Here is a 14,806-nt window from a genome sequence, read left to right on the forward strand (position 1 = left end):
CGCGCTGACCTTGCACAGAGCACCGCCCGCGCCCCGTCGGCGGGGCAGCGGGCGGCGGGCTCGGCTCGTGGTCGTGGCTCAGCGCGAGCCGGCGCGGCGTATACGCGCCTTCAGCTTCGGGAACTGCTCGAGGGCGTTGGTCCGCTCCAGAGCGATCCGCTGGCGCCGACTGTAGATCTCGTCGACGGTCGGTTCGGGGTCGCCTGCCTTGAGATTCGGCAGGCTGCCCTTGAGGAAGGGCATCGTCTCGACGTTGTCGGCCGCGTAGAGGTGGCGGGTCGCGGGCCAGTCGCTGCCGAACATGATGTGGTCGTCGGGCACCAGCGACGCCAGCGGCTCCAACTGCGCGGCGGTGAACGCCTGTGCATTGTCGAAGAACATCCGCTTGATGTACTTGAGGGGTCCTTCCGGCAGCACCTCGTTGAACGGCGGGAAGGCCGAGTGCCGTGTCGCAAGCCGGAAGGCCAGGAACGGCAGTGCCCCGCCGCAGTGCGTGAAGTGCCAGCGGATGTTCGGGTAGTCCCGCAGGACACCGTTGTAGATCAGGCTCGTCATCGCACGGGTCGCGTCGAAGTTGTACTCGAAGACGTTGTTGCCGGCCGGGATGTCGGGGCCGAAGCAGAGCTTGGGAGCCGGGTTGTTCTCCGGACCCGTCGGGTGGACATAGACGTAGGCATGGCGGTCGTTGAGGACCTCGTACAGAGGCGCGAACGAAGGATCCCCCAGGTAGACGCCCTTGTAGTTGGTGAGCAGGCAGATGCCGTCGAGATCCAGCTCGCCGAGCGCTCGGTCCACCTCGGCCACCGAGCCGTCGATGTCGGGCATCGGGGTGACCGCGAAGATCCCGAACCGGTCGCCCCGGGTCTGCACGAGGTTGTGGGCGTAGTCGTTGACCGCGCGGGCGGTGGCGCGCCGGTCGTCGACCGGGCCGACGGTGACCTGGAGGTCGCCGAACGACAGGACGCTGGCCTGGATCCGGTACTGGTCCATGAAGGCAACGTGCCGCTCGACCGACCACGGACCGTACGCCCCGGTAATGGCGCCGAGGAGGCCGTAGCGCTGCAGGTAGTCGTTGTACACGTCGGGCGAGTAGTGCGCGTGGGTGTCGATACGCCAGTTGCCCTTCGGCAGCCCCGGACCGGACGATGCCGTCTCCGGACTGGCCATGGCAGCAGGCACCGTGGCCGCCGCCGCCGTGACGAGCGCCGCGGCCGATGCGCCTTCGATCATCCTTCGACGCGAGATGTTCCGTCGCAGGTTCATTTCAAGTTCCCCTCTTCGTTCTGGGTGCGAGTCAGGTCGTATGTGCGTGCGTCACGGCTCCGTCGCCAGGCCGGGCAGGGCCCACGCAGGACGCGATGGTCCCCGCCGTGATGAGGGCCGCCCTCTCCTCAGGCGGGTATGCGCGAGGTCCAGGCCGGTCCGGGAGCGCAAGCGGGTAGGCCGCTCCTCGGCCCGGCCAGTCGCCGCCAACAGGCTGATCCGACAGTCAGCCGTGGGATCCCGATGGCGCCGACGTAGCCGCACCGGCCGGCAGTCGGCTGCGGCGCGGACCCGCGAGCAACGCCGCCGCCCTCACCCTGGTGAACAGGCCGGCGGTTCCGTCCCGCAGCGCGTCATCGCCGACCTCCTGCCCAGCGGAATCCACGTGCTTGGACGACCCCGGACGCAGGAACGCGCCGATCACAGCGGAGCCGGACAGCGCGGTGTCAACCGCCGTCGTCAGGTGCCGCACGGCAGGGTGACCAACGCTGTCCACCGGCGGGATGAGGAGTGCGTGCATGACCGCCAGACAACAGCCGCCCCATAAAGCACGTACCGCTCAGCTCATGAAGCTTCCATGAAGCCAGGCGCCGGACTGACGCCCACTTCCCGAGGCGGTCTCCTCCTTCTTCCAGATTCAGGTGCCGCCCCGGCCGCCGTGCTGAAGAAGCTGACGCGGAGGGCCAGGTGCTGTCACCTGACTCGTACGACGAACGCGAGACTGACTCGGACGGGTCCGTCAGGAGTGGTGGTCAGCTCTTGGAAGCCTCAACTCGACGGGGGCGACGACGGATTGACACGAGTCCGTTCTCGCTGCCTGAACGCGGTTGTTCCGGTTGGTCTCCGTCAAGACCTCTCGGTGACTACTACTGGAAGTCCTGCGGTGTGTCGGCGTGCTGGAGCGTGGTGAGCCACTGGGTGACGACGGCGTCGATGAAGGTGTCGGTGACCTGGCCTCGGTCGAGGAAGAGGCGGGCGAGGACGGGTCCGTAGAGCAGGGTGAACTCGTCGTCGCTGATCTGGATGCCCGAAGGCTCGAGCAGTTGGTTGAAGCCGGTGTAGCGGTCTTCGCTGATGCGGACGAGTGCCCGGGCGCTGTCGGGGTCGTGGTCGGCCTGAGCGGTGACGGCCAGTGCCGCGGTGCGTACGGCCGGGACGCTGACGCCGGCGCGCAGGCTTTTGAGCCAGGCGGTGGCCACCTTGCGTACGTCGTTGCCCGGTTGGGGGTAGGTGCCGAGGTCGGGGCCTTCGAGGACGAGGTCGAAGAGGAGTGCGGCTCGGGTGGGCCAGTGCCGGTAGAGGGTCTGGCGGGTGACGTCGGCCCGCTCGGCGAGCAGGGCGTAGGTCAGCCCGGACGGGCCGACCTGGGGCAGCAGTTCTCGTGCGACGGCCAGCACGCGGTTGCGGGTGCGCTGCACGCGCGGGTTGCCCGGGGTCGGCTGACGGCGATGGAGGGGCTGCTTCATGCCACCACCCTACCCACACATCATACATTGCGTGTGATTGAGGTCACAATCCAATCCGAATCATACGTTGCGTGTGATAGTTCTTGGAGCGTAATCACACGCACTGGATGATTCACTTGTCACGGTGCACCTTCGAAAGGTGAACAGCCATGTCATCTCGGAACCTGCCCGCACCCGCGTTCGCCCGCACCCGCCTGGGCTCCGGCCCCGGCCTGCTCCTCGCCCACGGCGCCGGCAGCAGCCTGGCCGGCACCTACGGCCCCGTCCTGGAAGCACTCGCCGCCCGCCACACCGTCGTCGGCATCGACTACCCCGGCAGCGGCGACACCCCCCGCTCCACCACCCCGCTGACCCTCGACGACCTCGCCGACCAGCTCATCACCGCCGCCGACGCAGAGGGCCTCGACCGCTTCGCCGTGTCCGGCTACTCCCTCGGCGGCCCGGTCGCCATCCGCGCTGCTACCCGCCACCCCGAGCGCGTCACCGCACTCGTCCTGACCGCCGCCTTCCCGCATCGCGACAACCGGCTCGCTCTCGCCTCCTCGGTCTGGAGCAAGATCGCCGCATCCGGCGACCGCGAACTGCTCGCCGAATTCCAGCTCATGATGGCCCTCGGCACGCAGGCGCTGGAATCCATGCCCGCCGAACAACTGCAGCAGACCCTCGGCTACGTCGCCGCCGGCGCGGCCGACGGCAGCTCCGAACAGACCGACCTCGTCGGCCGGCTCGACGTCCGGGACGACCTCGCCGGCATCACCGTCCCCACTCTGGTCGTCTCGACCACCGACGACCGGCTCGTCTCCACCGCCCTGCACCGCCAGCTCGCCGAGACCATCCCCGGCGCCCAGCTCGCGGACATCGCCACCGGCCACCTGCCGATGCTGGAGCGGACCGACGAATGGCTGCAGCTAACCACCGACTTCCTCGACAAGCACCACGCCTGACAACGCACCACGGGCGCGGCCACGCAACGAACAACAGGCGCAGCCCCTCCCCCGGACCGGCGATTGATCGCGAGTCACTTACAAGCCCTAATGATGGAATTGTCCGCCTCGCGGTCCCGAATCACTTGAATTCTGTGGGTTCGTAGACCCACTTCCCCTCTCGAGTTCATGGAGGAACCATGCTCAGCTTCGGCAATCTCGACGGGTCCACCCACTTCCGCGACCAGCAGAAGGAGAAGGGCGGCCCGGTCACCATCATCAACACGTTCGTCGCCCCGGAAGGTAAGGAGGACGAGGTTGTGGCCGCCTGGACGGACGACGCGGAGTACATGAAGAAGTCGGGGAGCCTGCTTTCGGTGCAGCTGTACCGGGGCATCGGCGGCAGCCGACTGTTCACCAACGTCGCGGTCTGGAAATCCACCGAGCACCTCCGTGCAGCGCTCGGCACGCCGGAGTTCGCCACGCACCTGGAGCGCTACCCTGCCGGTACCGTCGCCTACCCGCACCTGTACCAGAAGTTCGCTGTCGAGGGCGTCTGCGAAGGGGAATGACGTCCGCTCCCCGGTTCCGGGTTATACGTCGCCACGCACACGACGCGTGGCGACGTATAGCCCCTGGGCCGCCGGACGACCAGCGGAAGCGGCAGCATCACCGCAAAGTCGTCCGCCCGTCCTCCGCGGCGGCGGACACTGTCACACCGCCTCCACGGAGTCTGCCTTGCCACGGACAACTTCCCGCAGGCGCTTCTTGTCGATCTTGCCGACCTTCGTCAGCGGAAGTTCGTCCAAGAGCAGCAGGTCCTCGGGGAGTTTGTAGCGGGCCACCTGCATCGTGGTGAGGGCGGCGCGGACCGATTCGAGGGTCAGGTCGGTGCCCGGTTCGAGGACCACCACCACGCACACCCGCTCACCCAGGTCCGGGTCGGGCTTCGCGACGGCGGCGACGCGGGCGACACCAGGCAGGCGGTAGATGAGGTTCTCGACCTCTTCGGCGGATATCTTCTCGCCGCCCCGGTTGATGAGGTCCTTGTCGCGTCCTTCGACGACGAGGTTGCCCGAAGGGTGCAGCCGGACGATGTCGCCGGTGCGGTACCAGCCGTCGGAGGTGAATGCACGGGCGTTGTGCTCGTCGGCCCCGTAGTAGCCGCATGGGGTGTACGGGCCACGGGTGAGGAGGGCGCCCATGCTTCCGGGGGGCACGGGATTGTCGGAAGCGTCGACGAGCAGGATTTCGTCGTCCGGGCACATGGGGCGCCCCTGGGTTTCGATCTTGATGTCGTCGGGGTCGTCGGGGCGCGTGTAGTTCAGCAGCCCCTCCGCCATGCCGAAGACCTGCTGGAGCGTGCCGCCGAGCACCGGTTCGGCGCGGCGGGCGACCTCCGGGGCGAGGCGGGCGCCACCGACCTGCAGGAGCCGCAGCGCGGGCGGGGCGGCGTGGCGGCCGGAGGACACGGCGTCGATCCAGCGCTGGACGACGGCCGGCACGGCGGCGGTGGCCGTCACACCCTCGGCGGCCATCAGCGGCAGGACCTTGGCGGGGTCCGGAGTGCGGGCCAGCACCACACGGCCACCGTTCATGAGGGTGCCCAGGATCCCGGGGCAGGCCAGGGGAAAGTTGTGCCCGGCGGGCAGGGCCACCAAGTAGACCGTGTCGGAGTCGAGGCCACACACCTCGGCGCTGCGCCGCGCGTTGTACTCGTAGTCGTCGTGAGTGCGGGTGATGAGCTTCGGCAGTCCGGTCGTACCGCCGGAGAGCAGGAAGACGGCGATGTCGCCGCTGTCCGGGGCGATGTCGTCGAGCCGGGCCCGTGCGGCGGCCGGGTCGTCGGCCGGGTCGGCCAGGGCGCGCAGATCCGTGGCATCGGTGTCGACCGTGCCACCCGCGACGAGCAGCAGCCGTACGCTCGGCGTGGCTTCGGCGACCTCCCGCCCCAGTGCCTGGTGATCGAAGTCGCCCAGCCGGTCCGGTACGGCGATCGAGGTGACCTCGGCATGGGCTGCCAGGTAGCGCAGTTCGTGGCCGCGGTGCGCGGGCATCGCCATCACGGGGGCGATGCCGGCTCGCAGACAGGCCAGGGTGAGCGTGACGAACTCCCAGCCGTTGGGCAGCTGGACGAGCATCGAGTCACCAGGTCGGAGGCCGGAGTCCAGCAGACGGCACGCCAATCCGTCGGCGCGGTGGACGAGTTGACGGTAGGTCAGGCGTGTGTCGCCGTCCACGACGGCCACCGCGTCGCCATAGGTCCCGGCCCATTCGTGGAGGTACGAGCCGAGCGGCCTGCCACGCCAGTACCCGGCCTCGCGGTAGCGGTCGGACGCTTCCTTGGGCCAGGGGACGAATCCCTCACGCATCGTCGGATCCTCCTTGATCCCGGGGGTCACGCAGCAGCAGTACGGCGTCGAGCGCGACGACATCGCCGTCGGGCAGAACGCGCAGGGGGTTGATCTCGCACTCGGCCACGGCGTTGTCGGCGGCGAGCGAGGAGAGGGCGAGCAGCACGTGAGTGAGTCGCGCGCGGTCGACCGGGGTGGCGCCGCGCGCGCCGAGGAACATGTCGCGGGTGGCGAGTTCGTCGAGCATCGCGTGGGCCTCGTGCGTAGGCAGGGGCGCGAGGCGCAGTGAGACGTCTCCGAGGATTTCGGCCGCCGTCCCTCCGGCGCCCAAAGCCAGCACGGGGCCGAAGACCGGGTCGCGGCGTACGCCGACGATGAGTTCGGGGCCCGTGGGGGCCATCTGCTCGACCAGGAGTGCGGGGCTTGCGGGCATGCGGGCGAGCGCGTCGTCGAGCTCCTCGTGCGTGCGGATGCCGATCTGGACCCCGCCGACCTCCGTCTTGTGCAGGATCTCCGCGTCGAGGATCTTCACGACGACCGGTCCGCCGAGCTCATCGAGTGCCGCGTGCGCCGCGGCAGGGTCGGCGCACACCCGTCGCACAGGCGTACGCATGCCCAGGTCCGCGAGGACTTCCTTGGCGGTGTGCTCGTCGACAGGGCCGGACAGGGGCAGCGCGGGTGCACCCGGTGCGGTAATGACGCCGGCCTCCAGGCGGGCGCGGGCCGCCGCGTCCTCGACGAGCGCGCGGACCATGGCCGCTCCGGAGGCCGGTGTGGCCGCGCAGGGGATGCCGGCTTCGCCGAGTTGTCGGCGGGTCTGCCGCGCCTGTTCCTCGGGTCCGCCGACGACGGCGACGAGCGGGGTGGCCGTGCGGGCGGCGGCCAGCGCGGCCGAAAGGTCGACGGCCGTGGGTTCCAGCAGCCCGTAGACAGCGGTGACGTCGATGCCGGGATCCTCCGAGACCCGCTCCACGACCTGCGTGAGCGCGGGCGAGGGGCGGCCGGTGTCGACGGGATTGTTGAGGTAGGTGAGGGCGGGGAGCAGCTCGCGCAGTTCCTTCACCGTCCGTTCGACCAGTGGCGGAACCTGGATGCCGTGGGAGCGCAGGTCGTCGGTGAGCAGCAGGCCGGGTCCGGCCTGTGCGGTGACCAGGCCGATGCCTGGACGTGGGTTGGCCGGGAGCCGTACACGGCTGAGGGCTGTGACGGCGTCGACGAGGTCGCGTTCGTCGTCCACGAGGACGGCTCCGGCCTGGCGCAGGGCCGTCCGTGTCACACGCCAGGAGGTGGCCAGGGCGCCGGTGTGGGAGCGGGCGAAGTCGCCGATGTCGCTGCGGCCCACGACCAGGGCCACGACGGGGACATGACCGGTCAGGCGGCGTACGGCCTCGGTGAGGCGGCGGCCTTCCGCGGCGGTCTCCACGTGCAGGGCGACGGCCCGTACGGCGTCGTCCTCGGCAAGGTGGCCCAGGACGTCGGCCTGGGTGACGTCCAGGCTGTTGCCCAGCCCGACCCCGAGGCGCAGGCCGACGCCTGCCTCGGCCAGGGCGAAGGCCAGCGCGTGGTTCACGCCGCCGCTGGCGGCCACGACCGCCACCGGGCCCGGTTCCAGGTCGGCCACGCCCGGGACGAAGCTGGCCGTCAGTCGTCGGTGGGGGGCGAGGAAGCCTGAGGTGTTGGGTCCGAGGACACGGATGCCGGTGTCCCGCACCACGTCGGCCAACGCCTGTTGCTGCAGCGCACCGTCGCCGCCGGCTTCGGCGAAACCGCCGGCGCACACCAGGGCGGCGCGAGCGCCGGCGGCCGCCGCGGCTCGGACGGCCCCGGCGGTGGCGGCGGCCGGGATGCAGGACACCACCAGGTCCGGTGCAATGCCATAGGCCTCGGCGGCCTCGGCGACGGTCGGGAAGAAGCCCTGGCCGGGATCCGGTCGGCCGGCGTTGACCTTCATCACCGGTCCGGGGAACGAGGCGAGGGAGTCGGTCATCGCCGAGCCGAGCTTTCCGGGCGTGGCCGACGCACCGAGCACGGCGATGGCACGGGGCGCGAACAGTGCATCCATGGCGGTCACTTGGTGCCTCCGACGAGGTCGGCCCGGCCGGACAGCAGGAGTGTGGTCGCGCTGTCGTCGTCGTACCCGCCGATGACCGCGGCGGGCAGGCCGTGCGCGAGTCGGGCCTCCTCCGCGACCAGTACCCGGGTCAGCGTCGTACCTCCGCGTATGCCGACGAGCGGGGCGCCCGCCTCTGCCGTCTCGCGCACCTGGTCGAGGGCGAGCGGCAACCCCTCTTCGGTGTCCGGGGCGTCGATCCACACACCCGCGCACGACGACTGACCGCTGAACGGGACCATCGGGATGTCAGTGCCGTCGGTCCCGGTCAGAAGGTCGTCCCCGGCTGTCACCCGGCGCGACGGAAGCCTAAACGGCCCCCCACGGAAGGGTGTCTCCAGGGGCACTGCCTCGTGGCGCTGTCGCCACCATCCGTCGACGCGGTCCGCGTACGCCGCGTCGCGCACGGCCAGTTTGCCGCGCGGGATGCTGCGGGTGAGGAAGTGGAAGGCGAACTGCGTCGGCTCGTCGAACGAACGGACATAGCGGCCGAAGTGCTCCCACCACGAGAGGCTGGGCCGAGCCGAGTTCTGGATCTTCTCGACCTTGGGGCGGCGGCGCGTCTCGTAGATCTCGAGTGCCTCCGGCACGCTGTGCGGCGCCTCCCCCAGAGCCTCGGCCAGCGCGACCGCGTCCTCCATGGCCATCTTGGTGCCGGACCCGACGGAGAAGTGCGCGGTGTGCGCCGCGTCGCCGAGGAGCACCCACTTTCCCCGTCGCCATGAACGGGCCCTGCGAGTGGCGAAGTTGGCCCAGCGGGAGTTGTTGCCGACCAGTGGGTGCCCGTCGATCTGCTCGCGGAACAGGTCTTCCAGGTAGCTCTTGGTCTTCTCGTCGCTCGTGCCCGGCGGGGTCGAGGGATCGAAGGCGTCGAGTCCGGCCCTGGCCCAGGAGTCGGCGTCGGTCTCGACGATGAAGGTGCTCAGCGAGTCGCTGATGGGATAGGCGTGGGCGGCGAAGACACCGTGGGGGCCGTCCTGGTGGACGAAGGTGAGCCCGTCGAACATGTACGGGGTGCCGAACCAGATGAACTTGGCGGTGGCCACCTCGGCGGTCGGCCCGAAGTCGTCGGCGAACAGGGTGCGGAAGCGGCTGTTGGCGCCGTCGCACACGACGACCAGATCGAAGTCGTCCAGTTCGGCGGGGTCGCGGACCTCGTACTGGAAGCGCGTCGACACGCCCTCGGCGCGAGCCCTCTCCTGCAACAGGCCGAGCAGCGTTTTGCGGGCCACGGCCGCCATGCCCATGCCTCCGACCCGCTCCCGTGCGCCGTGTACGCGGACCTCGATGTCGTCCCAGTGCCGGCCGTGCTTGTCCAACGCCTCGCTGAGGACGGGGTCGGCGTTGTCGATGGCGTCGAGTGTGGCGTCGGAAAAGACCACTCCGAAGCCGAACGTGTCGTCGGGACGGTTGCGTTCGAAGACCACGACCTCGGCGCCGGGCAGGCTCCGCCTGAGCAGTGTGGCGAAGAACAGTCCTCCAGGACCTGCGCCGATGCAGGCAACTTTCATCGTCTTTCCTTCGCTGTCACAACCACGCGGGCAGCTTCGGCAGGGATGCCCCGCCGGCGGGATGGAGGGGGCCGGGCACGGGGCGTCCGGTCGAGTAGGCGGCCAGGCTGGGAAGGGCACCGCTCACCACGACCGGCTCCGCGCCGCCGGGCACGCCCAGGAGCCAGCTGCGGGCGTCGTCCTGGGTCCGCAGCTCGACGGGGGGACAGTCCGGGTGGGTCAGGAAGGCGGTGGCCACATCGTCGACGAGCGCCGCACACACTTCGTGCGGGATGTCGTCGAAGGTGGTGATGTCCAGGTCGACGGTGTGGACCCAGACTTCCCGCACCCGCATCCACGGCACCATCGTGGCGGGCACTTCGCGTCCCCGTGCCGTCCGCACGGTCGCACCCCAGCACTGGTCCGGCAGACCGGCGAGTTCCTCGGCCAGTCGTCCGTCGGCCGCGAGGAGGTCGGCGCGCAGGGCGCCGGCCGGTTGGCGGGCGCCATCCTCGATCTCGTTCGTACGCTGGTGGGGACTTGCGTACATGGGCGTCTCGACACCCGTACGCGCCCAGGTCAGCAGGTTGACCAGTGCGTCGGCGTTGCGGGCGACGTGGGCGACGACGTGGGCCCGGCTCCAGCCAGGCAGGTACGACGGCCTGGTGATGCCCGAGTCGGTCAGCCAGTCCACGGCGGCTTCGAAGGCCGCCGTGCCCTTGGCGACCCACTCCAGCATCGGGTCCGGGCGTGCACTCACCGCGTCTCCCGGCGGCAGGTGTTGCGGCACTCGCCGATGCCCTCGATCCGGGTGACGAGGCGCGTACCGTCCTGCAGATAGCGGGCGGGCTTGCGGGCATGGCCGACGCCGCCGGGAGTGCCGGTGGCGATCACGTCGCCGGGCACCAGCGTGATGATCTCGGACAGGTACGCGACCAGCGTCGCGGGGTCGAAGACGAGGTCACCGGTGTCGGCCTTCTGGACCGTGTCGCCGTCGACCTCACAGGTCAGGCTCAGGCCCTGAGCGGCGACCGCGGGGTCGTCGGCGGTCACCAGCCACGGCCCGATGGGGGTGGTGTCCTCGAAGGTCTTGCCCTGGTCCCACTGGGTGGTGCGGTACTGCCAGTCGCGGGCGGTGACGTCGTTCAGCACGGTGTACCCGGCGATCGCGGCCCGTGCCTGCTCCCGGTCGGCGTGCCGGACCTCGGCCCCGATGACGACGCCGAGCTCGGCCTCCCAGTCCACCTGCTCGGACGCGGCGGGCAGGGTCACGTCGTCGTACGCACCGACCAGCGCCCGCGCGTACTTGTTGAACAGCGTGGGGTGCGAGGGGAGTTCGCGGCCCATCTCCAGAATGTGGGTGCGGTAGTTGAGGCCGACGCACACGACCTTCTCCGGAGCGACGACCACCGGCGCGTAGTCCAGGGCGCCTTCGTACGTCTCACCGTCGGCGTTCGCGGCACGCGCGGTCCAGTCGCCGTGGCGCAGGAAGGCCACCAGGTCGCTCTCGCCCAGGTCCACTGCCTTGTTCTCGTCGACGCGGACGGCGCGAGTCGTGCTGTTGACGCGGATGGTGGCGAGCTTCACTTGTGTTCTCCTCGGGCGGTACGGGCGAGGCCCAGGGCCTCGTAGACGGGCTCGTCGCTGAACCGGAACAGGTCGACCTGGGTGCGGGCGGACAGCGAGACCTCGCACCAGGACGGGACGACGAACAGGTCGCCCTTGGCTATCTCGAAGACCTTGTCGCCGACATGGGCGACCGCCTCGCCGTCGAACACCTGCCAGACCGCGGAGCCGACCGTGCGCACCGGGACGGTCTGCGTACCGGCCCGCAGTCGGCGCATCTCGGTGCGCATCGTGACCAGGGCGTCCTTGCCGGTGGTGGGGTTGGAGAAGCGCACTCCGGCGTGTCCGGGCTCCAGCACGCCTGGTACGCCTTCGTTCTCCAGCTCGAGTTGTGCGGTCAGGGCGGCGTCGGTGTGCTCCCAGCGGTAGGCGCCCAGCGGGGAGTTGGGCTGGTCGAGCTGCCCGATCGGGCGCAGTCCGGGGTGGCCCCACAGTCGCTCGCCGCGCGAGCGCTCGGGGGTTTCACGGGTGGAGAGTTCGTCGGGTCCGAACTCGAAGAAGCCCGCGTCCAGTTGGGAGACGAGCGGGATGTCGAGGCCGTCGAGCCAGGCCATCGGCTCGTCGGTGACGTTCTGGTGCTCGTGGAAGGCCCAGCTCGGCGTGAGCAGCAGGTCACCCCGCCGCATCGCCACCGCGTCCCCGTCGACGTTGGTCCACACACCCTCGCCCTCGACCACGAACCGGAAGGCTCCCTGGCTGTGGCGGTGCGAGGGGGCGACCTCGCGCGGGCCCAGGTACTGGATCGCGGTCCACAGGGTCGCAGTCGCGTAAGGACGGCCCGGCAGGCCGGGGTTGGACAGGGCCATGGCGCGGCGCTCGCCGCCACGCCCCACCGGTACGAGTTCTCCGGAGCGCTGTGCGATGGGCAGCAGCTCTGCCCACCGCCACAGGTGCGGGACCGCGGCGGGCTGCGGCGACATCGGCATGAGGTCGTCCACCTGGGTCCACAGCGGGATCAGGCCCGCGTCCTTAAAGTCCGCGTACAGCTCGTCGAGCAGCTTGTGCTCGGTCTGTTCACTGGTGGTGTCGGTCACGGAAACCTCCACGTCGTGTGTCTGGCGACCGCCAGAAGAAGCGCGCTTCATTCCGCGCTGTTCCTGACGCTACGCGGCCGTTTCCCCTCACCGGAATCCTTGAAGGGTAGGATTCCTCTGTGGAGAATTCAGAGAATTCGGCGGACCGTTCGCCCAGCCCCTCGTATCCGGTGAGCGCCGCCGGCAACGCCCTGCGCGTCGTCCGGCTGCTGCACGAGCTCGACGAGCTTCGGGTGATGGACGTCGCGGACCGGCTGGGCGTCGCGCGTTCGACCGCTCACCGGATCCTCGCGATGCTCGTCTTCGAGGGATTCGCGGCGCAGGACCGCCACAAGGTGTACCGGCCCGGGCCGGCCCTGCAGGCGATCAGGGGAAGCCATGCGGCGCCTCCCCCGGACCTGATCACCATCGCGCAACCCCACCTGCGACGGCTGGCGGACGCCGTGGGTGAGACGACCCACCTGATGGTGCTCGAGGGCAACGGAGCCCGCTTCCTGGACGGCGTGGAGGGACCCCAGGCGCTGCGGGTCAGCTACCGCACCGGCACGCTGCTGCCCGCGCATGTGGCCTCGGGCGGAAAGGCCATACTCGCGGCCCTGCCGGCGGACCGGCTCCGGGCCCTCTACCCCAACGGACTCCCCGGGGACCGGGCAAAAACTCCCAGGGACTTCGAGAGCCTGATGCACGAACTGGTGTCCGTGCGCCGCCACGGCTACGCCCTCAATCTGCAGGAGAGCGAGCGCGGAGTCCTCGCCGTCGGCGCCTGCGTGCGTGACCGCACGGGGACCGCCGTGGCCGCCGTGGCCGTGGCGGCTCCGTCCGTCCGCTGCACCCGCGCACGGCTCACGGAACTGTCCCGACCACTGCTCGCGACCGTGCAGGACATCGGTCAGGGACTGTGAACGGCGGCGTGCGGCACCGTCGGCCCATGGGTGCCGTATTGGTCGCTGTACGCCGTACCTGCGAGGCGGTTACGCCGCCTCGCAGGCCGGGTTTCACTTGTCCGGTCCAGTCACCTCGAGGGACGGCGCCCAGCGCGGGATCTCGCCCCTGCCGGAGACCAGGCGGATGTTCTTGCTGTAGCCGTACTCGCGCAGGGTTTCCGCCGCGGTTTCGCGGCCGAAGCCGCTCGCACCCACACCACCGAACGGCGCGCCCGTGAAATTCCGGTTGTAGTTGTTCACGAATACGAACCCGGTGTGCAGGGCGCGGCTGACCCGCAGCGCGCGTTCGGAGTCCGGTGTGAACACCGCGGCGACCAGGCCGAAGTCGGTGCCGTTGGCGATCCTGACGGCCTCGTCCTCGTCGCGGAAGGGGATCATCGAGATGACCGGGCCGAAGATCTCCTCCTGCGCGATGCGCATGTCCGGTCGAACACCGGTGAACAACGTCGGCGCGACGTAGAAGCCGCCTGCCAGCTCGGGGTTGTCGGGGAGCGGAGCCTGCGCCGCGATCGTGGCACCCTCCTTGACGCCGATGTCGATGTAGTCCAGCACCCGCTTGCGCTGGGCGGCGGACACCATCGGTCCGATGTGCGTGCCGGGGTCGACACCGTTGCCGACGCGCAGCCGCTTCACCGCGTTGCCGTAGCGGCGCGCGACGTCGTCGTAGATGTCGGCGTGTACCAGGACGCGGGATGCCGAGGTGCAGGCCTCGCCCTGGTTGAAGAGGCCGCCCTCGATGGCCCACGGCAGCGCGAGGTCGAGGTCCGCGTCCTCGAAGATGATGAACGGGTCCTTGCCGCCGAGCTCCATCAGGGTCGGGGTCAGGTTGTCGGCCGCGGTCTTGATGACCGAGACGCCGGTGGTGGGCGACCCGGTGAAGGAGATCTTGCCGACGAGCGGGTGCCCGGCGAGCTGCGATCCGATCGAGCCGGTGCCGGGAATGATGTGCACCACGTCGTCGGGCAGGACGGACTGGATGATCTCCACCATGCGCATGGCCGACAGCGGGGCCTGCTCCGGCGGCTTGATCACCACCGAGTTGCCGACGGCCAGCGCCGGGGCCAGCTTGCTGGCGGTGTGAATCGGCGGCCAGTTGAACGGCACGATCGCGGCGATGACGCCATAGGGTTCGAGCACCGTGATGTCCAGCAGGCTTCCGCCGTCGTTGACCTGGCCGGGCATGGAGTCGCACAGGCTCGCGAAGTATTCGAAGATCCCGATGGCCGCGTTCACGTCCATATTGCGCGCCTGGGTCAGGGGCTTGCCGTTGTCGCTGCACTCCAGGGCCGCGATCTCGTCGGCGTGCTCGCGCACCGCCTGGGCGATCTTCCGCAGCCAGCTTCCGCGCTCGCGGGCGGTGCGGGCCTTCCAGGAGAAATGCGCGTCGTAGGCCGTCTGTACGGCCCGGTCGACTTCCTTGTCGCCGGCGCCCTGCACGACGGCCAGCGTCGCACCGGTCGCGGGGTTGTCGACGGTGAACTGATCGGCGGCGTCCTCGGACGACCACCGGGTGCGGATCGCACCTTCGGGTTGTGACGATATTGCCATGGTCCTGCTCCGCTCAGGGGTTTGCTTCGGTGTGACGACTCGCTCGCC

13 protein-coding genes are annotated in these 14,806 nt (G+C 69.9%); 3 read left to right on the plus strand and 10 right to left on the minus strand.

Annotated features, from left to right (window positions below; translation table 11 throughout):
* Positions 1-78: 78 nt before the first annotated feature.
* The 3 genes from ACN20J_RS01365 to ACN20J_RS01375 all read right to left on the minus strand — a co-directional run bounded on the left by ACN20J_RS01365 (position 79) and on the right by ACN20J_RS01375 (position 2,729).
* The gene (locus tag ACN20J_RS01365; RefSeq protein WP_055612996.1) at positions 79-1,230 is read right to left on the minus strand and encodes an amidohydrolase family protein; all 1,152 of its coding nucleotides are present in this window, start codon (positions 1,228-1,230) and stop codon (positions 79-81) included.
* 259 nt (positions 1,231-1,489) lie between these two features.
* Complete coding sequence (locus ACN20J_RS01370) at positions 1,490-1,783, minus strand: hypothetical protein (RefSeq protein ID WP_419664905.1); 294 nt, start codon at positions 1,781-1,783, stop codon at positions 1,490-1,492.
* Between the two features lie 346 nt (positions 1,784-2,129).
* Positions 2,130-2,729, minus strand: a complete 600-nt coding sequence (locus tag ACN20J_RS01375) for a TetR/AcrR family transcriptional regulator (protein WP_419664906.1) — start codon at positions 2,727-2,729, stop codon at positions 2,130-2,132.
* A 149-nt stretch (positions 2,730-2,878) separates the two neighbouring features.
* Between ACN20J_RS01375 and ACN20J_RS01380 the strand changes: the two genes are divergently transcribed.
* Both ACN20J_RS01380 and ACN20J_RS01385 read left to right on the plus strand, forming a co-directional pair.
* A complete protein-coding gene (locus ACN20J_RS01380) occupies positions 2,879-3,673 on the plus strand; it encodes an alpha/beta fold hydrolase (RefSeq protein ID WP_419664907.1) in 795 nt (264 codons plus the stop codon).
* Between the two features lie 179 nt (positions 3,674-3,852).
* Complete coding sequence (locus tag ACN20J_RS01385; RefSeq protein WP_419664908.1) at positions 3,853-4,224, plus strand: antibiotic biosynthesis monooxygenase family protein; 372 nt, start codon at positions 3,853-3,855, stop codon at positions 4,222-4,224.
* Between the two features lie 141 nt (positions 4,225-4,365).
* Here the strand turns inward: ACN20J_RS01385 and ACN20J_RS01390 are convergent, their stop codons facing one another.
* From ACN20J_RS01390 to ACN20J_RS01415, 6 genes are read right to left on the minus strand one after another with little or no spacing between them, the layout of a single operon-like run.
* Positions 4,366-6,024: a (2,3-dihydroxybenzoyl)adenylate synthase gene (locus ACN20J_RS01390; protein WP_419664909.1), complete on the minus strand. Its 1,659-nt coding sequence runs from the start codon at positions 6,022-6,024 to the stop codon at positions 4,366-4,368.
* Complete coding sequence (locus tag ACN20J_RS01395; RefSeq protein WP_419668809.1) at positions 6,017-8,068, minus strand: acetate--CoA ligase family protein; 2,052 nt, start codon at positions 8,066-8,068, stop codon at positions 6,017-6,019. The genes ACN20J_RS01390 and ACN20J_RS01395 overlap by 8 nt, the downstream gene beginning before the upstream one ends.
* A gap of 5 nt (positions 8,069-8,073) precedes the next feature.
* On the minus strand, positions 8,074-9,627 hold the full coding sequence (locus ACN20J_RS01400; protein WP_419664910.1) for an FAD-dependent monooxygenase: 1,554 nt from the start codon (positions 9,625-9,627) through the stop codon (positions 8,074-8,076).
* 16 nt (positions 9,628-9,643) lie between these two features.
* Complete coding sequence (locus ACN20J_RS01405) at positions 9,644-10,366, minus strand: maleylpyruvate isomerase family mycothiol-dependent enzyme (protein WP_419664911.1); 723 nt, start codon at positions 10,364-10,366, stop codon at positions 9,644-9,646.
* Positions 10,363-11,193 (minus strand): fumarylacetoacetate hydrolase family protein, encoded by an 831-nt coding sequence (locus ACN20J_RS01410; protein WP_419664912.1) that lies wholly within the window; start codon positions 11,191-11,193, stop codon positions 10,363-10,365. The genes ACN20J_RS01405 and ACN20J_RS01410 overlap by 4 nt, the downstream gene beginning before the upstream one ends.
* Positions 11,190-12,317: a cupin domain-containing protein gene (locus tag ACN20J_RS01415; protein ID WP_419664913.1), complete on the minus strand. Its 1,128-nt coding sequence runs from the start codon at positions 12,315-12,317 to the stop codon at positions 11,190-11,192. The genes ACN20J_RS01410 and ACN20J_RS01415 overlap by 4 nt, the downstream gene beginning before the upstream one ends.
* Before the next feature lie 68 nt (positions 12,318-12,385).
* Between ACN20J_RS01415 and ACN20J_RS01420 the strand changes: the two genes are divergently transcribed.
* The gene (locus ACN20J_RS01420; protein WP_419664914.1) at positions 12,386-13,168 is read left to right on the plus strand and encodes an IclR family transcriptional regulator; all 783 of its coding nucleotides are present in this window, start codon (positions 12,386-12,388) and stop codon (positions 13,166-13,168) included.
* A 93-nt stretch (positions 13,169-13,261) separates the two neighbouring features.
* On the opposite strand, the gene ACN20J_RS01425 is transcribed toward ACN20J_RS01420, so the two are convergent.
* Positions 13,262-14,758 (minus strand): aldehyde dehydrogenase family protein, encoded by a 1,497-nt coding sequence (locus ACN20J_RS01425; RefSeq protein ID WP_361922226.1) that lies wholly within the window; start codon positions 14,756-14,758, stop codon positions 13,262-13,264.
* Positions 14,759-14,806 lie beyond the last annotated feature (48 nt).

Origin of the sequence: Streptomyces sp. 2-1 (genome assembly GCF_048564895.1) — a bacterium.
Lineage (GTDB): Bacteria > Actinomycetota > Actinomycetes > Streptomycetales > Streptomycetaceae > Streptomyces > Streptomyces phaeochromogenes.